Origin of the sequence: Paracoccus niistensis (assembly GCF_042432925.1) — a bacterium.
Lineage (GTDB): Bacteria > Pseudomonadota > Alphaproteobacteria > Rhodobacterales > Rhodobacteraceae > Paracoccus > Paracoccus niistensis.
Genome location: NZ_JBHLWE010000034.1, coordinates 1 through 18,300 on the forward strand (window position 1 = coordinate 1; position 18,300 = coordinate 18,300).

The window sequence follows — 18,300 nt, forward strand, 5'->3', positions numbered from 1 at the left end:
CCGACCACCGTAAACACAAACCGGGCTCCGGTCGCGGCTGGATGAAAGACCCGTGGCAGGTCACCTTCACCGAACATGTTGTCGGCCAGCTGTGTCGCAGTCGCGGACGTGTTCACCGGAAGCTTGGTTGCCTGGACCATCTGATAGACCTTGGATGTACCTGAAAAAGGCGAGCACGGCCCCAGATGGCCGCGGCGGGGGCCATACCCTCTTACAGTTGATCGCCAAAATGAAGAAATAAACGGTCCATCAGCAACCTGGGATTGTGTTGCTTATTAGTGACACTGTAGTGGGTCATATCCTCCAAGAGATCGATGCCCCAGCGTGCCGCTGGCCTGCGCAACCTGGATGCCATGGCTCGACATGGCCTTCGAGCCGGGGCCGGTCTGGCCGAACGGGTGGCGCTGCCATGTGCCAGCGTGATCCGGTTGCCTGCATCGGTATCACGCCGGTGGCGTCGACGGTAATAGTGGAAGGCAAACCGGCGCGGGTATTTCCCCGCGCGCAGATGCTGGACTTGATGGTGCGGATCGGGATCGCACTGCGGGAAGGGTCGCACCGCAATGCCTAAGCAGGCAGAGCTTAGACTGCAAACAAAACCATAGCGAGCGGCAAGACTGGTATTGCAACCTAAGGTTTAAATGAGGCTAAGTTCATCTGCTTGGAATCGACAAGTGCCCTTCGAACCGCCTGCATGCAGGCTTCTGTCAGGACGTTTAGGTGAATGCGAAACCGCTTCATCCCGTTTGTCATCTTTGGCGCCGCGATAAACGGGCAAGCTCCTGATAGATGTACCTCGCTCGAACCTGGCGCCCGCCGGCTTTGACATTCATCTCGCTCGGAGCAGATCATGCCCTACATTACTCAACTTCCCGCCAGTTTCCTGACCTTGGACGCGGATGCCGGTGTCGCCGACCTTGGGTACAACGGTGTTCTGAACGACCTTAGCGGCTCGCAGCCTTTCGACAGCTACGATGTCGCCGCGACTGAAGGCACGACCCTGACGCGCGGAGACGCGATCACTACCGTGCAGGCGGACGGGACGCCGGTTATCTCGGGCACCTATGGCGGCTCGGGGACGTTGTCGACGGCAGCGACCACAGTTGGCCTGCCACCTCTCACAAGCCTGGTTGTTCAGGTGAACCCTGTCTCGGGATACTTCGTTGAAGGTGATGACGGAAACGCCTACTTCATTTCCGAGGAACCCTTTGACGGAAACAACGTGGGCGTGACTGTTACTGGCACTCTCTTGGGAGAGCCGCTCACAACCATCAATCTACCGTTGTCTGAACTCGAACAGACGCCTCTGCTCGGCGATGCTCTCGATGACGTTCTTGCCTCGGTGAACAACACCCTCAACACTGCAATCGTGAACGTCGCCTATGACCCCAATGGCGATCTCGTGCTGGAAGATGCGGAGGTTGTTCCGTGCTTTGTAGCGGGAACACTGATTCTGACCGAAGATGGCGAGCGTGCTGTCGAATCTTTTTCCGTCGGGGATGGGGTGGTGACGCGCGATGACGGGGCACGGCTGATCCGCTGGATCGGTTCCCGCAAGGTGAGCGCCGCAGAATTGACGAGGAACCCGAGGCTGCGCCCGATCCGTGTTCGTGCCGGAGCCTTGGGCGAGAACACACCGTCCTCGGATCTGCTCGTGTCGCCGCAGCACCGTGTCTTGGTGCGCTCGAAGACCGCGCAGAAGATGTTCGGCACGGAGGAGGTCCTGGTCGCGGCAAAGCAGCTGGTGCTGCTGGACGGGATCGACATCGCCGAGGATGTTGAGAGCGTGGAGTATTTCCACATCCTCTTCGACCGGCACGAGGTGGTGATCTCGAACGGCGCCGAGACCGAGTCCCTTTATACCGGCCCCGAGGCGCTCAAGTCGGTCGGCAAGGCGGCCCGGGAGGAGATCTTCGCGCTCTTCCCCGAGCTTCGCGACCGCGACTACGCGGTCCCCGGCGCGCGCGTCCTGGCGTCGGGCCGGATGGGGCGGAAGCTTGCCATGCGTCACGCGCAGCACGGGAAGCCGCTGGTTCACTGAAGATCCGGTTTCCGGCAATCAGGGCGGCCTCGGAAGGGGCCGCTCCTTTTCTGTCCACGCCCGCTGGCGCTGCCTGGCGGACACAGGGGGCGGCGGACGAGTCACCGCGGACGGGGGGCATCGATCGTCCGGCAGGCCCGTCCTCCCGGGCGGAACGTGGCGAATAGCGGCTTTCGCGGGCCGGGTATCGGCGCTATAGCCCTCGCGGACCGACGAAAGGGTTGATGGAATGGCAAACGTGGTGGTGGTCGGCGCCCAGTGGGGCGACGAGGGCAAGGGCAAGATCGTTGACTGGCTGTCCGAGCGCGCCGACGTGATCGCCCGCTTCCAGGGCGGCCACAACGCGGGCCACACGCTGGTCATCGGAAACCAGGTCTTCAAGCTGTCGCTGCTGCCCTCGGGGATTGTCCGCAAGAACAAGCTGGCCGTGATCGGCAACGGCGTCGTGCTGGACCCCTGGGCGCTGTTCTCGGAAATCGAGAAGCTGTCGGGGCAGGGCGTCGCCATCTCGACCGCCAACCTGATGATCGCGGAAAACACGCCCCTGATCCTGCCGCTGCACCAGGACCTCGACCGCCTGCGCGAGGAAGCCGCCGGCGCCTCCAAGATCGGCACCACCGGCCGCGGCATCGGCCCGGCCTACGAGGACAAGGTCGGCCGCCGCACCATCCGCGTCGCGGACCTGGGCGACGAGGAGACGCTGGACCAGCGCCTCGACCGCCTGCTCGCCCATCACGACCCGCTGCGGCAGGGGCTGGGGGCCGAGCCGATCGACCGCGCGGAACTCAAGGCGAAGCTGCTGGAAATCGCGCCGAAGCTGCTGCCCTATGCCCAGCCGGTGTGGAAGATCATGGCCGACGCCCGCAAGTCCGGCAAGCGCATCCTGTTCGAAGGCGCTCAGGGCTCGCTGCTGGACATCGACTTCGGCACCTATCCCTATGTGACCTCGTCCACGACCATGTCCGGCATGGCTGCCTCGGGCACCGGCATGGGGCCGGGCGCGATCGGCTATGTGCTGGGGATCGTCAAGGCCTACACGACCCGCGTGGGCTCGGGCCCCTTTCCGACGGAACTGACCGACGGCATCGGCCAGCGGCTGGGCGAGCGCGGGCACGAGTTCGGCACCGTCACCGGCCGCAAGCGCCGCTGCGGCTGGTTCGACGCGGCGCTGGTGCGCCAGACCTGCGCCATCTCGGGGGTGAACGGCATCGCGCTGACCAAGCTGGACGTTCTGGACGGCTTCGAGACGCTGAAGATCTGCACCGGCTACACGGTGGACGGCCAGCATTATGATTACCTGCCCACCGCCGCCGCCCTGCAGGCCCGCGCCGTTCCCGTTTACGAGGAGATCGAGGGCTGGTCGGAATCGACCGAAGGCGCGCGGTCGTGGGCGGACCTTCCGGCCGCCGCGATCAAGTATGTCCGCCGCATCGAGGAGCTGATCCAGTGCCCCGTCGCGCTGCTGTCCACCAGCCCCGAGCGCGACGACACCATTCTCGTCACCGACCCCTTCGCGGACTGAAGAAATGGCGGGGCCCGAAAAGGAGGGGATGAGCCTCAAGCAGCGCAAGCGCTGGTCGCTGGTGCTGCTTCTGGTCTGGATGCCGATCTGGATCGTGATCGCGGTCACGCTGATGAACTGGCTCGACGCGCGCTTCGGCCGGATGCCGATCTGGGCCGAGGTGCCGATGTATGTCTTCCTGGCCTTTGTCTGGGTCGTGCCCTTCCGCCGCGTCTTCCGGGGCGTCGGCCGGGGCGAATGACTCCCGTCCTGACCTCACCCGCCGGCGTGACGCTGATCGGCGGGGGCGAGGTCACGGCCGCCGACCTCGCCCAGGCGCTGGCGCTGGCGCCGGTGGCGGCGGCGGCCGACAGCGGCGCCGACCGGGCGCTGGCCGCGGGGCTGATGCCCGAGGCCGTCTTCGGCGACCTCGACTCCCTCTCGCAGGCGGGCCGCGCCGCCATTCCACCCGACCGCCTGCACCGGGTGGCCGAGCAGGAAACCACCGACTTCGAGAAGGCCCTGTCCCGCATCGGTGCCCCCTTCGTGCTGGGGGTGGGCTTTTCCGGCCCCCGCACCGACCACCTGCTGGCGGCCCTGACCACGCTGGTCCGCCTGCGCCGTCCCCCCTGCCTGCTGCTGGCAGGCGAGGACCTGGCCTTCGCCGCCCCCGACCGCCTGCGCCTCGACCTGCCGCCCGGCACGCGGCTGTCCCTTTATCCGCTGGGGCCGGTCACGGGCACCAGCCGGGGCCTGCGCTGGCCCATCGGCGGGCTGACGCTCGACCCCGCACATCGCACCGGCACCTCGAACGAGACGACCGGCCCAGCCGAGCTGGCGCTGCACGGCCCCTGCATCATCATCCTGCCGCGCGAACATGCCGCCGCCGCCATCCGCGCGATCCGCGTCTGACCGTTCACCGGGCCGGGTCCTTCTTCTTTGTGCAAATATCCTGGGGTGAGGCCCCGAACGGGGCCGAGGGGCGAAGCCCCTTCTCCTCTTCCCCTTGCGCGGACGGCGCGGGCCGCTAGCCTTGCGGCGGAAGGAGAGCATCATGCCCGTCAAGAACCGTTTCGCCGAGCTTCAGCCCGAGATTGCCGCCTGGCGGCGGGACTTTCACCAGAATCCCGAGCTTGATTACGATGTCCACCGCACCGCCGGCCGCGTGGCCGGGCTGCTGCGCGACTTCGGCTGCGACGAGGTGACCGAAGGGGTGGGGCGTACCGGCGTCGTCGGTGTCATCAAGGGCCGCAGCGACACGAAAGGCCGCGTCATCGGGTTGCGCGCCGACATGGACGCCCTGCCGATCGCCGAGGCGACGGGTGCGGCCTATGCCTCGAAGACGCCCGGCGTCATGCATGCCTGCGGCCATGACGGCCATACCGCCATGCTGCTGGGTGCGGCGAAATACCTGGCCGAGACGCGCAACTTCGACGGCACGGCCGTGGTGATCTTCCAGCCGGCCGAGGAAGCCGGCGCGGGCGGACAGGCCATGGTGCAGGACGGGCTGGTTGAACGCTGGGGCATCCAGGAATTCTACGGGATGCACAACATGCCCGGCCTGCCCACCGGCCAGTTCGCCATCCGCGAAGGCGCGATCATGGCCGCCGCCGACCAGTTCGAGATCGTCCTGACCGGCAAGGCCGCCCATGCGGCCCGCCCGCATGACGGGGTGGACACCACGCTGATGGCCGCGCAGGTGATCGTGGCGCTGCAATCCATCGTGTCGCGCAACATCGATCCGCTGCACAGCGCCGTCGTCTCGGTCTGCGCGGTGGAAACCAGCACCCGCGCCCACAACATCATTCCCCAGACGGTCCGCCTGCGCGGCACGACCCGCAGCCTCGACCCCGCAGTCCGTGACAGGCTCGAGGAACGGCTGCACAAGGTCGTCACCGGTGTCGCCGAGGCGATGGGCGGCTCGGCCCGGATCGACTACCAGCGCGGCTATCCCGTCACGATGAACCACCCCGCGGAAACGGTCCATGCGGCCGAGGTCGCGCGGCAGGTTGCGGGCGACGTGAACCTCGAGATCATGCCGCTGATGGCGGGCGAGGATTTCAGCTACATGCTGAACGAACGCCCGGGCGCTTACATCTTCGTCGGCAACGGCGACACGGCCGGGCTTCACAACGATGCCTATGATTTCGACGACAACGCGATCCCCGCGGGGTCGAGCTGGTTTGCGGGCATGATCGAGGCCCGGATGCCCGCCGCCTGACGCCCGGTCCTTCGGCGGCAGGACGCGTGCAGCGCGCGGCCCGCGCAGGCCCGGGAAACCTTGGAAAGCAGGCTGATCCGGCGGGTGGTGCCGGATCAGCCGCATTGCCTCAGCTGCGGTAAACCTCGACCTCGGGCAGGTCGGTCAGGTCGGCCCCCAGCGTCGTCAGCGCGGGCAGGGACACCTGGCTGCCGCCCGAGGCCGGACCCGACAGGGGGATCAGGTCCACGTTGACCGACCGGCCCGTCGCCGGATCGACGATCCGCCCCTTGCCGGGGGACTGGACCAGCGGCGTCTTGATCCAGAACCCGCCCTCGGTCGCGTCGCCCAGCGAGGCGATGGTGGTCCCGAGCCGCCCCCCGGTTGCGGTCGGGCGGGTGGCGGCGGCCTTCTCGGCGGCCGAGGCGTCCAGCTGCGACACGCTGCGCGACCCGGCCGGGCGCTGCAGCGTGCCCTCGGCCACGCCGGTGCGCGCCTCGGTGGCCGCGGCGGCCGCGGCCGATCCGGGCGCGGTCGGTGCGGCGGTGACCGTGCCGGCGGGGGTGCGGGGCGGAGGCTCGGGCCGCGGGTCCGCGCCCATGTCGCAGGCGGTCAGCGCCAGAAGCGGCAGGGCCAGCGCGCAAAGGCGCAGGGTCGGGCGGGTCGTCATGTCATATCCCTCGTGCATGATCCGTGCATCGGCTGTGCATCGCTTGCACGCCGAGATTGCGCCCCTTACCGTGCCCCTGTCCACGCCCCGGCCGTTGTTCGGCGGCAAGGCGCCCATCCTTGTGCCCCGGACGACACGGACCTATGTAACCCCCATGTCTGCCGCCCCCCTGATCGACCCCTTCGCCCGCCCGATCACCTATCTTCGGGTGTCGGTCACCGACCGCTGCGACTTCCGCTGCACCTACTGCATGGCCGAGCACATGCAGTTCCTGCCCAAGGCAGAACTGCTGACGCTGGAGGAACTCGAGCGGCTGTCCAACGCCTTCATCGACCTCGGCGTGCGCAAGCTGCGCATCACGGGCGGCGAGCCCTTGGTGCGGCGCAACATCATGTCCTTCTTCCGCGTGATGTCCGAACGGCTGGGGCAGGGGCTGGACGAGCTGACCCTGACCACCAACGGCAGCCAGCTTGCGCGCTTCGCCGGGGAGCTCGCCGACTGCGGGGTCCGGCGCATCAACGTCTCGCTGGACACGCTCGACGCCGACAAGTTCGCCGCGATCACCCGCTGGGGCCGCCTGGCCCAGGTGATGGACGGGATCAGTGCCGCCAAGGCGGCCGGATTGCGTATCAAGATCAATACGGTGGCGCTGAAGGGCTTCAACGAGGACGAGCTTTTCCCGCTGATCGACTGGTGCGGCGAACAGGGCCACGACCTGACCTTCATCGAGGTCATGCCGATGGGCGACATGGGCGAGGAGATGCGGCTTGACCAGTACTGGGCACTGAGCGACCTGCGCCGCCGTCTGGAAAGCCGCTTCACCCTGACGCCGCTGGCCGAGCGCACGGGCGGCCCGGCCCGCTATGTCCGGCTCGAGGAAACGGGCCAGAAGATCGGCTTCATCACGCCGCTGACGCATAACTTCTGCGAAAGCTGCAACCGCGTGCGCGTCACCTGCACGGGCGAGCTGTTCATGTGCCTCGGGCAGGAAGACCGTGCCGATCTGCGCGCTCCTCTGCGTGCTAGCGAGGGCGACGAGGCGGTCAAGGATGCGATCCGCGCTGCCATTGCCCGCAAGCCCAAGGGCCACGATTTCGACTATTCGCGCGGCGTGGCGGGCCAGATGACCCGGCACATGAGCCACACGGGCGGCTGAAGCCCGGCCGGCGCCGGTCCAGCCGCCGGGCGCGGGTTTACTTCACGCTGATGCGGCCATCCGGCGCGGGCGCGTAGCTCGTTCCCTGCTGCGACAGCCAGTCAGCCAGCACCTCGGCAAGGTCGGGGCCGAAGTCATAGGCGTCCGTGGCTTGGGTCGCGAACATCGCATAGCCGTCGCCGCCGCCGCGCAGGTAGTTGTTGGTGACGATGCCATAGGTCGCCTCGGGGTCGATCGGCGCCCAGCCCTCGGCGGCCTTCACCTGCACGTCACTGATCCGGCTGCCTGGGGGCGCAGCGGGATCAAGCGCATAGCGCAGCCCCGCCACTTGAGCGAAGCGGCCCGCGCCCTCCTCGACCTGGCTCGCGCCGTTTTCAAGCGCCGCCAGAACGGTCGAGCCCTTGGCACGGAAGGTCGACAGCGTGTTCTGAAAGGGCAGAACGTCATAAACCTCGCCCATGGTCACCGGGCCTGCGTCGATCGAGGCACGCAGCCCGCCGCCGTTCTGGATGGCAATGCTGATCCCCTGGTCCGCGACCCGCGCCAGCATCGCATCGGCCACGACGCTGCCCATGACGCATTCCCGCGCCCGGCAATCCGCGCGGTCCGCGCTTAGAGGGGTGGCGATCTCGGCCACCTGCTTTTGGCGCAGTTCCTCCAGCGGCTTCGCCATCTCGGCCACGCGGGCGGCGAGGGCTTCGTCCTCGGGGTGGCTGGCGTCCAAAAGGATCGGCGCGCCCTCTGCGGCGGTCAGGCGGCCCTCGTCATCGAAGGTCAGCTTCAGCTCGCCCAGATACTTGCCATAGGCATAGGCAGTTGCGACAGGAACCTCGGCGCTGTCCGAACCTTTGGCGCGGGTCGGATAGGGGCCTGCCGCGCCCTCCATGTTGCCCAGCAGCGTGTGGCTGTGGCCGCCGATGATGGCGTCGAGGCCGGGCACGCCCGCAGCGAATTCAAGGTCGCGCCCATAGCCCACGTGGGTCAGGGCGATGATCTTGTCCACGCCCTCCGCCTCCAGCGCCTGCACCCCGGCCTTCAGGCTGTCCATGTCGTCCTGGAAGATCACCGAGGGACCGGGCGAGGCCGTCTCGGGCGTGTCCATCGCAAGGGCCGAGACGAGGCCGATCTTCTCGCCCCCGACCTCCAGCGTAACGGTATGGCGCAGCTTGCCCGCCAGCACGTTCGACCGCGACACGTCGAGGTTGCCCGACATGACCGGGAACTGCGCCCCGTCGAGCAGCACCGCCGCGCCTTCGGGGCCGTCGTCGAACTCGTGGTTGCCAAGCGCCATGGCGTCGTAGCCGATGGCGTTCATGAACTCGACCGTGTCCCGGCCCTTGTAGGTCGTGTAGAACAGCGACCCTTGGTACTGGTCCCCCGCGTCCAGAACGATGACGTTGCCGCCCTCGGCGCGGATCGCCTCGCGCCGCGCGTCGATGGCCGCCTTCAGCCGGGCTACGCCGCCGAAGCATTCGTCCTTGGCCAGCGTCTCGGCGTCACAGGTCGAATCGAAGGCGTTGATCGGCTCGATCCGACTGTGGAAATCGTTAGTGTGCAGGATGTGCAACACATAGTCGGCCTGCGCGGCGCTGGCGAAACCCAGCATGGCGGCCGAGGACAGAAGCAGGCGGATCATGGCGGGCTCCGTGAGGCGGTCGGGTTCAGCCTGCCAGCGGCATGCCCCTGTGACAAGCAGAGTTCAGCGCAGATGTTCGCCTGATGTTCCAAGGCGCTTGCGTTCCGGCGCGGTCTGCCTATCTCTGGCCCTTGTCCCCCCGAGAGGTCCGCATGGAACAGAAGTTCATCGAGGTGCGCGGTGCGCGCGAGCATAATCTCAAGGGCGTGGACATGGACATCCCCCGCGACTCGCTGGTGGTGATCACCGGCTTGTCGGGCTCGGGGAAGTCCTCGCTGGCTTTCGACACGATCTATGCGGAAGGCCAGCGGCGCTATGTCGAAAGCCTGTCGGCCTATGCGCGGCAGTTCCTCGACATGATGGGCAAGCCGGACGTGGACCATATCTCGGGCCTGTCGCCGGCCATTTCCATCGAGCAGAAGACGACCTCGAAGAACCCCCGGTCCACCGTGGGGACGGTGACGGAAATCTACGACTACCTGCGGCTGCTGTTTGCCCGCGCGGGGACGCCCTATTCGCCCGCAACCGGCATGCCGATCGAGGCGCAGCAGGTGCAGGACATGGTGGACCGGGTGATGGCGCTGCCCGAAGGGACGCGCGCCTATCTGCTGGCCCCTATCGTCCGCGACCGCAAGGGGGCCTATGAGAAGGAGTTGCTGGACCTGCGCAAGCGCGGCTTCCAGCGGGTCAAGATCGACGGGGCGTTCCACGAGCTGGATACGCCGCCGACGCTGGACAAGAAGTTCCGCCACGACATCGACGTGGTGGTGGACCGCATCGTCGTGCGCGAGGGGCTGGAGACGCGGCTTGCCGACAGCCTGCGGACCGCGCTGGACCTGGCGGAAGGCATCGCCGTCCTTGAAACCGCACCGGCCGAGGGCGAGCCCGAGCGCATCACCTTCAGCGAGAACTTCGCCTGCCCGGTTTCGGGCTTCACCATTCCCGAGATCGAACCGCGCCTGTTTTCCTTCAACGCGCCCTTGGGTGCCTGCCCGGCCTGCGACGGCCTCGGGGTCGAACTGTTCTTCGACGAGCGGCTGGTTGTCCCCGACACCGGCCTGTCGGTCGCCCAAGGGGCCATCGCGCCCTGGGCCAAATCCAAGTCGGCCTATCTGATTCAGACGATCAACGCGCTTGCCGCGCATTACGGGTTCGACCGCAAGACCCCGTGGCGCGACCTGCCCGAGCATGTCCGCCATGTCCTGATGCACGGCTCGGGCAGCGAGGAAATCCGCTTCCGCTTCGACGACGCGGGCCGGGTCTATGAGGTCAGCCGCACCTTCGAGGGCGTCATCCCCAACATCGAGCGCCGCTATCGCGAGACGGACTCCGCCTGGTCGCGCGAGGAGCTTGAGCGTTACCAGAACAGCCGCCCCTGCCATGTCTGCAACGGCAACCGCCTGAAGCCCGAGGCGCTGGCGGTCAAGATCGCGGGTCGCCACATCGGCCAGATCACCGACCTGTCGATCCGCGAGGCGCTGGATGCCATCGGCGAGGTCGCCCCCACGCTGTCGCGCCAGAAGGGCGAGATCGCCGCGCCCATTCTCAAGGAGATCCGCGAGCGGCTGGGCTTCCTTGTCAACGTGGGCCTCGACTACCTGACGCTGAGCCGTGCGGCGGGCACGCTGTCCGGGGGCGAAAGCCAGCGCATTCGCTTGGCCTCCCAGATCGGCAGCGGCCTGACCGGCGTGCTGTATGTGCTGGACGAGCCCTCCATCGGCTTGCACCAGCGCGACAACGACCGGCTTCTGGATGCCCTGAAGGGGCTGCGGGACCAGGGCAACTCGGTCATCGTCGTCGAGCATGACGAGGACGCGATCCGCCACGCCGATTATGTCTTCGACATGGGGCCGGGGGCAGGGGTCCACGGGGGCGAGGTCGTCGCCAAGGGCACTCCGGCCGAGATCGAGGCCAACCCGGCCAGCCTGACGGGCCAGTACCTGTCCGGTCAGCGCGAGATCGCGATTCCCAGCGAACGCCGACCCGGCAACGGCAAGGCCGTGACCGTCGAGGGTGCGACGGGTAACAACCTGCATGACGTGACCGTCGATTTCCCATTGGGTCGCTTCGTCTGCGTGACGGGCGTCTCGGGCGGGGGCAAGTCCACGCTGACCATCGAGACGCTGTTCAAGACGGCCTCGATGCGGCTGAACGGCGCGCGGCAGACGCCCGCGCCCGCCCGCGCGGTCAAGGGGCTGGAGCATCTGGACAAGGTCATCGACATCGACCAGCGCCCCATCGGCCGCACGCCGCGGTCGAACCCCGCGACCTATACCGGCGCCTACACCCATATCCGCGACTGGTTCGCCCGCCTGCCCGAGGCGAAGGCTCGGGGTTACGGCCCCGGCCGCTTCAGCTTCAACGTGAAGGGTGGCCGCTGCGAGGCCTGCCAGGGTGACGGCGTCATCAAGATCGAGATGCACTTCCTGCCCGACGTCTACGTCACCTGCGAGACCTGCAAGGGCAAGCGCTACAACCGCGAGACTCTGGAGGTCGAGTTCAAGGGCAAGTCCATCGCCGACGTGCTGGACATGACCATCGAGGACGCGCAGGAGTTCTTCAAGGCGGTGCCCTCGATCCGGTCCAAGATGGACGCGCTGGTCCAGGTGGGGCTCGGCTACGTCAAGGTCGGGCAGCAGGCGACGACGCTTTCGGGCGGCGAGGCGCAACGGGTGAAGCTGGCGAAGGAGCTGTCCCGGGCTTCCACCGGCAAGACGCTGTATATCCTCGACGAACCCACCACGGGGCTGCATTTCGACGACACCCGCAAGCTGCTGGAGGTGCTGCAGCGTCTGGTCGACCAAGGCAACACCGTCGTGGTGATCGAGCACAATCTCGACGTCATCAAGACCGCCGACTGGATCATCGACATCGGTCCCGAGGGCGGAGATGGCGGCGGGCGGATCGTGGCGGAAGGCACGCCCGAGGACGTGGCGCAGGTTGCGGAAAGTCATACGGGCCGTTACCTCGCGCCGATGCTGGAACTCGCGGCGCAGCGGCGCGAGCCCGCCGCGGTTCCCAAGTCCAGGCGGACGCGCGTCTCCGCGGCGTAAGGCCACCCCCCGACAGGGCAACCCCTTCGGCGTCCGGTTCGTTCTGTTGCGAACGAACCGGCGAAGGAGGCTTTCATGTCCGACATCACGTTCGACTTCTCGGACCGGGTGGCGATCGTCACCGGCGCGGGCTCGGGCATCGGCAGGGCGATCGCGCTTGAACTCGGCCGGTCCGGCGCGGCGGTTGTCGTGGGCGACCTCAAGCAGGAGGTCGCCGAAAAGGTCGTGGCCGAGATCGAGGCCGCCGGCGGCAAGGCCTTGGCCGTTGCGGGCGACGTGGCCGACCCGGCCAATGCCGAGGCGCTGGTGCGGGCGGCGGCAGGCCTGCCCGGAACGCTGTCGATGGCCGTGAACAATGCGGGCATCGGCGGCCCCCATGCTGACGCGGGGGACTATCCGCTGGACGGCTGGAAGCGCGTCATCGACATCAACCTGAACGGCGTCCTGTACGGGATGCGGGCGCAGCTTGCGGCGATGGCGGCGGCGGGAACGAAAGGCTCCATCGTCAACATGGCCTCGATCCTGGGCAGCGTGGGCTTTGCGGGCTCCTCGGCCTATGTCGCGGCCAAGCACGGCGTCGTCGGCATGACCAAAAGCGCCGCCTGGGAATACGGGCCGCGCGGGATCCGCGTGAACGCGGTCGGCCCCGGCTTCATCCTGACGCCGCTGGTGGAGGAGGCCATGGACGAGGCCGCCCTGCAGGCCCTGGCCGAACGCCATGCCCCGGGTCGCCTCGGCACGCCCGAGGAGGTCTCGGCCCTGACCCTGTTCCTGCTGTCGGACCGCGCGAGCTTCATCACCGGCAGCTACCACCTGGTCGACGGCGGCTATACCGCGAGCTGACGGAACGGATCGGGGGCGGGTTCCATTGACCCCCGGTGCCGCCGCGTCTAAATGAGGCCCTAGCCAAGCCACGCCGCGCCCATGGGCGCCGCGCCGTCAGGGGAGCCCGCCTCGTGGACTATCTGCTATCCGAATATCTGCCCGTCCTCGTGTTCCTGGGCATGGCCTCGGCGCTGGTGATCATCCTTGTCCTGGCCGCCGCGATCATCGCGGTCCGCAACCCGGACCCGGAAAAGACCAGTGCCTATGAATGCGGCTTCAACGCCTTCGACGACGCGCGGATGAAGTTCGATGTCCGCTTCTACCTCGTCTCGATCCTGTTCATCATCTTCGACCTCGAGGTGGCGTTCCTGTTCCCCTGGGCGCTGAACATCGCGACGATGAGCGACGTGGCCTTCTGGTCGATGATGGTCTTCCTGGCGGTGCTGACCATCGGCTTTGCCTATGAATGGCGGAAAGGGGCCCTCGAATGGGCGTGACGGACGACATGCGCACGGACGCGGGCGCGGCCGGGGATACCGGCGGCAATATCGGATCGGCCATCGGCACGGGGACGGGTCCCGCGCATCACGGCGGCCATCCCACCCATGCCAAGTCGGGGCTGATCTTCCCGGAAGGGGTGCAGACCGGGCTGAACACCGCCGGGCCCGACCGCGAGGTCGCGACCCAGGCGCTGAGCCGCGAGCTGCAGGACAAGGGCTTCCTGCTGACCACGACCGAGGACATCATCAACTGGGCCCGTAACGGCTCGATGCACTGGATGACCTTCGGCCTGGCCTGCTGCGCGGTCGAGATGATGCATACCTCGATGCCCCGCTACGACCTCGAACGCTTCGGGACCGCACCGCGCGCCTCGCCCCGCCAGTCGGACCTGATGATCGTCGCGGGCACGCTGACCAACAAGATGGCCCCCGCGCTGCGCAAGGTCTACGACCAGATGCCCGAGCCGCGCTATGTGATCTCGATGGGGTCCTGCGCGAACGGCGGCGGCTATTACCATTACAGCTATTCCGTCGTGCGCGGCTGCGACCGGATCGTGCCGGTGGACGTCTATGTCCCGGGCTGTCCGCCCACGGCCGAGGCGCTGCTGTATGGCATCCTGCAACTGCAGCGGAAGATCCGCCGCACCGGCACCTTGGTGAGGTAAGCGATGGCCGTCTATCCCGATCCCCAGGCCTTGGCCGAACTGGGCGAGATGATCGCCGCCCGCCGCCCCAACGACGTGCTGGATTACAAGGTCGCCTTCGGCGAGCTGACGCTGACGGTCCATGCCGGTTCCATCGTCGGCCTGGTGCAGGCGCTGCGCGACGACCCGGCCTGCCGCTTTTCGACGCTGGTGGACATCACGGCCGTGGATTATCCCGAGCGGCCCGCGCGTTTCGACGTCGTCTGGCATTTCCTGTCGATGTACACGAACCAGCGCATCCGCTTGAAGGCCGCGATCCGCGAGGACGAGCTGGTGCCCTCGATCACCGGCCTGATCCCCACGGCCAACTGGTTCGAGCGCGAGGTCTTCGACATGTTCGGGATCCTGTTCTCGGGCCACCCGGACCTGCGCCGCATCCTGACCGACTACGGCTTCAAGGGCTATCCGCTGCGCAAGGACTTTCCGACCACGGGCTATGTCGAGGTCCGCTATGACGACATCGAGAAGCGCGTCGTCTACGAGCCGGTGAACCTGACCCAGGAATACCGCATGCGGAACTTCGACTTCCTGTCGCCCTGGGAAGGCACGCACCAGTTGCTGCCGGGCGACGAAAAGGCGCCGGCCACCATCGGCGTGACGGCGGAAGGCAAGAAATGAAGCCCGGGCTCAAGGTCGGCGACAGGTCCAGCCACGCGATGACGGTCGAGGAAGCGCATGTCGTGCCCCGGCTTTTCGCCGAGCAGAACGACGGCGCAGGCGCCTTTCCCGACATGCCGCCGGTCTTTGCGACCGCGAACATGGTCGCGCTGATGGAATGGGCCTGCGTCGAGCAGCTGAAGCCCTTCTACGAGGACGGCGAGGACAGCGTCGGCATCCATGTGGACGTGGACCAATCGGCGCCGACCCTGCCGGGCCAGACCGTGACGGTAGACTCCGAGGTGGAATCGATGGACGGCCGCTTCGTCTGGTTCAGGGTGCGGGCGCATGACGGTGTGGACGTGATCGGGCAGGGGCGCCACCGCCGCGCCGTGATCGAACGGGCGAAATTCGCCGAGCGGCTGGCCGGCAAGGCCGCCCTCGTGGCAGCAAGGGGGTAGGCCGATGGACGGCGACATCCGCAGCAACACGTATGACGACGGCAGCTTCGATGTGCTGACCGGCGAACAGCGCATCCGCAACTTCAACATCAACTTCGGGCCCCAGCACCCGGCGGCGCACGGCGTGCTGCGCATGGTGATCGAGCTTGACGGCGAGATCGTCGAGCGCGTGGACCCCCATATCGGCCTGCTGCACCGCGGGACCGAGAAGCTGATGGAAGACCGCACCTATCTGCAGAACCTGCCCTACATGGACCGGCTCGACTACGTGTCGCCCATGTGCATGGAACACGCCTGGTGCCTGGCGATCGAGCGTCTGACCGGCGTCGAGATCCCGCGCCGCGCCAGCCTGATCCGGGTGCTGTTCTCGGAAATCACGCGCATCCTGAACCACCTGCTGAACGTGACCACGGGCGCCATGGACGTGGGGGCGCTGACCCCGCCGCTGTGGGGCTTCGAGGAACGCGAGAAGCTGATGATCTTCTACGAGCGGGCCTCGGGCGCACGGCTGCACGCGGCCTATTTCCGTCCCGGCGGCGTCCACCAGGACCTGCCGCCCGACCTGATCGACGACATCGACGAATGGGCGGTCCACTTCCCCAAGGTCGTGGACGACCTCGACACGCTGATCACGGAAAACCGGATCTTCAAGCAGCGGACCGTGGACATCGGCATCGCCAAGGAACAGGACATCCTGGACTGGGGATGGTCGGGCATCATGGCGCGCGGTTCCGGCCTGGCCTGGGACCTGCGCCGCTCGCAGCCCTATGAATGCTATGACGAGTTCGACTTCGAGGTTCCCGTCGGCACCAACGGCGACTGCTACGACCGCTACCTGCTGCGGATGGAGGAGATGCGGCAATCGGTCCGCATCATCCGCCAGGCCGTCGCCAAGCTGAAGGCGGAACCGGCAGGCGACGTGCTGGCCCGCGGCAAGCTGACGCCGCCGCGCCGGATGGACATGAAGCGCGACATGGAAAGCCTGATCCACCACTTCAAGCTGTACACCGAGGGCTTCAAGGTCCCGGCGGGCGAGGTTTATGCCGCCGTCGAGGCGCCCAAGGGCGAGTTCGGCGTCTACCTGGTCAGCGACGGCACCAACAAGCCTTACCGCGCCAAGCTGCGCGCACCGGGCTTCTGCCACCTGCAGTCGATGGACTGGATGGCCAAGGGCCACATGCTGGCCGACGTGACCGCCCTGATCGCCACCTCGGATGTCGTCTTCGGCGAGGTGGACCGGTGAGCCCGTCCGTGATCCCGTCGCCGCGTCCGGCGACCCCCGCCGTTACCGGAGTGCCCGCCTGATGCTGCGCCGCCTGTCCCCCGTCCAGCCCGACTCGTTCGAGTTCACGCCCGCGAACCTGAAATGGGCGCGCGCGCAGATGACCAAGTTCCCCGAAGGCCGGCAGATGTCGGCCATCATCCCGCTGCTGTGGCGGGCGCAGGAGCAGGAAGGCTGGCTGTCGCGCCCCGCCATCGAATACGTGGCCGAGATGCTGGGCATGTCCTACATCCGGGCGCTGGAAGTGGCGACCTTCTACTTCATGTTCCAGCTGCAACCAGTTGGAAAGATTGCCCATATCCAGATCTGCGGCACCACGACCTGCATGATCTGCGGCGCTGGCGACCTGATCCGGGTCTGCCGCGAGAAGATCGCGGCCAGCCCGCATGTGGTCTCGGCCGACGGCAACTTCTCGTGGGAAGAGGTCGAGTGCCTGGGCGCCTGCTCGAACGCGCCCATGGTCCAGATCGGCAAGGACTATTACGAGGACCTGACGGCCGAGAAGCTGTCTGCGCTGATCGACGCGCTGGCGGCGGGCCAGGTGCCCGTGCCGGGGCCGCAGAACGGCCGCTTCTCCTCTGAGCCGATGGGCGGGCCGGTGGCGCTTGCCTCGATCGAGCGGGTCGAGAAGATGAACGCCTCGGCCGCGCTTGCGGTGGCGCAGCGCGACACGGTCAAGCGCATCGACGGGACCGAGGTGCCGCTGCTGACCCCGTGGATGCGCCAGCCCGAGAAAGCTGAGGGGGAAGGCGCGTACGATCCCCATCCCGGCGAGGGACGTCCCGTGGACAAGACCGGCGTGACGGTGCAGGAGGCGGCCGGGACCTCGGCCGCGCGGCCCCCGTCCAAGCGGGAACCGGCGGGCCAGCCGGCCGACGCGAAGGACACCGAGTGAGCTGAACCCCAAGGACAGGAACCCTCCCCATGAGCACCTGCACACGCCAATGCTGGATCTTCGCCGCCGTGATGGGGCTGGTTGTCTTCGCCCTGACGGCGGGAGTGGGCGGAATCGGGGTGCTGCCGGGGCTGTTCCTGGGCCTGGTCACGGCCGGGCTGCTGGGTGCGCTGCTGGTGATCCTGTTCTGCCAGGGCGCCGAGGATGCCGAGGAATGGCAGAATCCGGTGGAGAACGCCAAGGAGCCCGAAGGGGCCGCGCGCCGCTCGATCCGCCGCGATGACGGCGCGGTCGCGCAGGTGCCCGTGGCGCGTCCCTTGCGTCCCGAAGGGATGGCCGGTGCGCCGCAGGGCGCGGCGCTCGACCCGGCGCAGGCGATGACCTTCACGGCAGGCGCGCAGGCGGCAGAGACGCCGTCTGGCGCCGGGCCGTCCGAGACCACCGACGCGAGCCGGGCGAAGCGCCGGGGCAAGGGCAAGGCGGCGCTTGCCGAAACGCCCCGGACGGCGCATTCCGGTTCGGCGGGCGCCGGTGAACCGACATGACGGCGCCGCGGCGTTCCCCTGACGACACCGGCCAGATGCGGCTGGTGGGCGGGGTGATCGCCGGGGCGATGCTGGCCTGGCTGGCCGCGAACTGGGCGGGTCAGCATTACGGCTGGCCTGCGGAATACGCCTTTCTCGCCGATCTTGCGGCGATCGGGGCCTTGGTCTGGTCGCTGCTGGTGACCTGGCGGATCTGGCGGCGGCGCGACGGCGCGCCGCGCGAACGATAGGACG

Annotated in this window: 18 protein-coding genes; 16 read left to right on the forward strand and 2 right to left on the reverse strand. The window is 67.5% G+C overall.

Going from position 1 to position 18,300, the window contains the following annotated elements:
- Positions 1-850 precede the first annotated feature (850 nt).
- The 5 genes from ACFFII_RS10540 (at position 851) to ACFFII_RS10560 (ending at position 5,763) form a co-directional block, all read left to right on the forward strand.
- Positions 851-2,041: a Hint domain-containing protein gene (locus ACFFII_RS10540; RefSeq protein WP_377698853.1), complete on the forward strand. Its 1,191-nt coding sequence runs from the start codon at positions 851-853 to the stop codon at positions 2,039-2,041.
- Between the two features lie 229 nt (positions 2,042-2,270).
- Complete coding sequence (locus tag ACFFII_RS10545; protein WP_377698854.1) at positions 2,271-3,563, forward strand: adenylosuccinate synthase; 1,293 nt, start codon at positions 2,271-2,273, stop codon at positions 3,561-3,563.
- Between the two features lie 4 nt (positions 3,564-3,567).
- Positions 3,568-3,804 carry a DUF2842 domain-containing protein gene (locus ACFFII_RS10550; protein ID WP_090755645.1) on the forward strand — a complete coding sequence of 79 codons (237 nt, stop codon included), beginning with the start codon at positions 3,568-3,570 and terminating at the stop codon, positions 3,802-3,804.
- The gene (locus ACFFII_RS10555) at positions 3,801-4,454 is read left to right on the forward strand and encodes a thiamine pyrophosphokinase (protein ID WP_377698855.1); all 654 of its coding nucleotides are present in this window, start codon (positions 3,801-3,803) and stop codon (positions 4,452-4,454) included. Before ACFFII_RS10550 ends, ACFFII_RS10555 begins: the two co-directional genes overlap by 4 nt.
- A gap of 142 nt (positions 4,455-4,596) precedes the next feature.
- A complete protein-coding gene (locus ACFFII_RS10560) occupies positions 4,597-5,763 on the forward strand; it encodes a M20 aminoacylase family protein (protein WP_377698856.1) in 1,167 nt (388 codons plus the stop codon).
- Between the two features lie 109 nt (positions 5,764-5,872).
- Here ACFFII_RS10560 and ACFFII_RS10565 read toward each other — a convergent pair whose 3' ends face one another.
- A complete protein-coding gene (locus ACFFII_RS10565; protein WP_377698857.1) occupies positions 5,873-6,412 on the reverse strand; it encodes a hypothetical protein in 540 nt (179 codons plus the stop codon).
- 154 nt (positions 6,413-6,566) lie between these two features.
- Between ACFFII_RS10565 and moaA the strand changes: the two genes are divergently transcribed.
- Positions 6,567-7,568 (forward strand): GTP 3',8-cyclase MoaA, encoded by a 1,002-nt coding sequence (gene moaA / locus ACFFII_RS10570; RefSeq protein WP_377698858.1) that lies wholly within the window; start codon positions 6,567-6,569, stop codon positions 7,566-7,568.
- Positions 7,569-7,605: 37 nt separating this feature from the next.
- Here the strand turns inward: moaA and ACFFII_RS10575 are convergent, their stop codons facing one another.
- On the reverse strand, positions 7,606-9,204 hold the full coding sequence (locus tag ACFFII_RS10575; protein WP_377698859.1) for a bifunctional metallophosphatase/5'-nucleotidase: 1,599 nt from the start codon (positions 9,202-9,204) through the stop codon (positions 7,606-7,608).
- 152 nt (positions 9,205-9,356) lie between these two features.
- Between ACFFII_RS10575 and uvrA the strand changes: the two genes are divergently transcribed.
- The 10 genes from uvrA to ACFFII_RS10625 all read left to right on the forward strand — a co-directional run bounded on the left by uvrA (position 9,357) and on the right by ACFFII_RS10625 (position 18,296).
- On the forward strand, positions 9,357-12,257 hold the full coding sequence (gene uvrA, locus ACFFII_RS10580; RefSeq protein ID WP_377698860.1) for an excinuclease ABC subunit UvrA: 2,901 nt from the start codon (positions 9,357-9,359) through the stop codon (positions 12,255-12,257).
- 75 nt (positions 12,258-12,332) lie between these two features.
- Positions 12,333-13,100, forward strand: a complete 768-nt coding sequence (locus ACFFII_RS10585; RefSeq protein ID WP_446686940.1) for an SDR family NAD(P)-dependent oxidoreductase — start codon at positions 12,333-12,335, stop codon at positions 13,098-13,100.
- A gap of 113 nt (positions 13,101-13,213) precedes the next feature.
- Positions 13,214-13,579, forward strand: a complete 366-nt coding sequence (locus tag ACFFII_RS10590) for an NADH-quinone oxidoreductase subunit A (RefSeq protein ID WP_377698861.1) — start codon at positions 13,214-13,216, stop codon at positions 13,577-13,579.
- Between the two features lie 140 nt (positions 13,580-13,719).
- A complete protein-coding gene (locus ACFFII_RS10595; protein ID WP_090755707.1) occupies positions 13,720-14,247 on the forward strand; it encodes a NuoB/complex I 20 kDa subunit family protein in 528 nt (175 codons plus the stop codon).
- A gap of 3 nt (positions 14,248-14,250) precedes the next feature.
- A complete protein-coding gene (locus ACFFII_RS10600; RefSeq protein WP_090755630.1) occupies positions 14,251-14,904 on the forward strand; it encodes an NADH-quinone oxidoreductase subunit C in 654 nt (217 codons plus the stop codon).
- Positions 14,901-15,344, forward strand: coding sequence for a thioesterase family protein (locus tag ACFFII_RS10605; RefSeq protein ID WP_377698862.1), 444 nt, complete (start codon positions 14,901-14,903; stop codon positions 15,342-15,344). Before ACFFII_RS10600 ends, ACFFII_RS10605 begins: the two co-directional genes overlap by 4 nt.
- Before the next feature lie 4 nt (positions 15,345-15,348).
- Entirely contained in the window at positions 15,349-16,587 is a 1,239-nt protein-coding gene (locus tag ACFFII_RS10610; RefSeq protein WP_377698863.1) for an NADH-quinone oxidoreductase subunit D, read from the forward strand.
- Between the two features lie 61 nt (positions 16,588-16,648).
- Complete coding sequence (gene nuoE / locus ACFFII_RS10615) at positions 16,649-17,521, forward strand: NADH-quinone oxidoreductase subunit NuoE (protein WP_377698864.1); 873 nt, start codon at positions 16,649-16,651, stop codon at positions 17,519-17,521.
- Positions 17,522-17,550: 29 nt separating this feature from the next.
- The gene (locus ACFFII_RS10620) at positions 17,551-18,066 is read left to right on the forward strand and encodes a hypothetical protein (RefSeq protein ID WP_377698865.1); all 516 of its coding nucleotides are present in this window, start codon (positions 17,551-17,553) and stop codon (positions 18,064-18,066) included.
- Positions 18,063-18,296: a DUF5337 domain-containing protein gene (locus tag ACFFII_RS10625; protein ID WP_377698866.1), complete on the forward strand. Its 234-nt coding sequence runs from the start codon at positions 18,063-18,065 to the stop codon at positions 18,294-18,296. Before ACFFII_RS10620 ends, ACFFII_RS10625 begins: the two co-directional genes overlap by 4 nt.
- Positions 18,297-18,300 lie beyond the last annotated feature (4 nt).

Excerpts from the sequence above, each read along its gene's own strand:
- ACFFII_RS10540 (WP_377698853.1), top strand. The coding sequence starts at position 851 with ATGCCCTACATTACTCAACTTCCCGCCAGTTTCCTGACCTTGGACGCG.
- ACFFII_RS10545 (WP_377698854.1), top strand. The coding sequence starts at position 2,271 with ATGGCAAACGTGGTGGTGGTCGGCGCCCAGTGGGGCGACGAGGGCAAG.
- ACFFII_RS10550 (WP_090755645.1), top strand. The coding sequence starts at position 3,568 with ATGGCGGGGCCCGAAAAGGAGGGGATGAGCCTCAAGCAGCGCAAGCGC.
- ACFFII_RS10555 (WP_377698855.1), top strand. The coding sequence starts at position 3,801 with ATGACTCCCGTCCTGACCTCACCCGCCGGCGTGACGCTGATCGGCGGG.
- ACFFII_RS10560 (WP_377698856.1), top strand. The coding sequence starts at position 4,597 with ATGCCCGTCAAGAACCGTTTCGCCGAGCTTCAGCCCGAGATTGCCGCC.
- ACFFII_RS10565 (WP_377698857.1), bottom strand. The coding sequence starts at position 6,412 with ATGACGACCCGCCCGACCCTGCGCCTTTGCGCGCTGGCCCTGCCGCTT.
- moaA (WP_377698858.1), top strand. The coding sequence starts at position 6,567 with ATGTCTGCCGCCCCCCTGATCGACCCCTTCGCCCGCCCGATCACCTAT.
- ACFFII_RS10575 (WP_377698859.1), bottom strand. The coding sequence starts at position 9,204 with ATGATCCGCCTGCTTCTGTCCTCGGCCGCCATGCTGGGTTTCGCCAGC.
- uvrA (WP_377698860.1), top strand. The coding sequence starts at position 9,357 with ATGGAACAGAAGTTCATCGAGGTGCGCGGTGCGCGCGAGCATAATCTC.
- ACFFII_RS10585 (WP_446686940.1), top strand. The coding sequence starts at position 12,333 with ATGTCCGACATCACGTTCGACTTCTCGGACCGGGTGGCGATCGTCACC.
- ACFFII_RS10600 (WP_090755630.1), top strand. The coding sequence starts at position 14,251 with ATGGCCGTCTATCCCGATCCCCAGGCCTTGGCCGAACTGGGCGAGATG.
- ACFFII_RS10605 (WP_377698862.1), top strand. The coding sequence starts at position 14,901 with ATGAAGCCCGGGCTCAAGGTCGGCGACAGGTCCAGCCACGCGATGACG.
- ACFFII_RS10610 (WP_377698863.1), top strand. The coding sequence starts at position 15,349 with ATGGACGGCGACATCCGCAGCAACACGTATGACGACGGCAGCTTCGAT.
- nuoE (WP_377698864.1), top strand. The coding sequence starts at position 16,649 with ATGCTGCGCCGCCTGTCCCCCGTCCAGCCCGACTCGTTCGAGTTCACG.
- ACFFII_RS10620 (WP_377698865.1), top strand. The coding sequence starts at position 17,551 with ATGAGCACCTGCACACGCCAATGCTGGATCTTCGCCGCCGTGATGGGG.
- ACFFII_RS10625 (WP_377698866.1), top strand. The coding sequence starts at position 18,063 with ATGACGGCGCCGCGGCGTTCCCCTGACGACACCGGCCAGATGCGGCTG.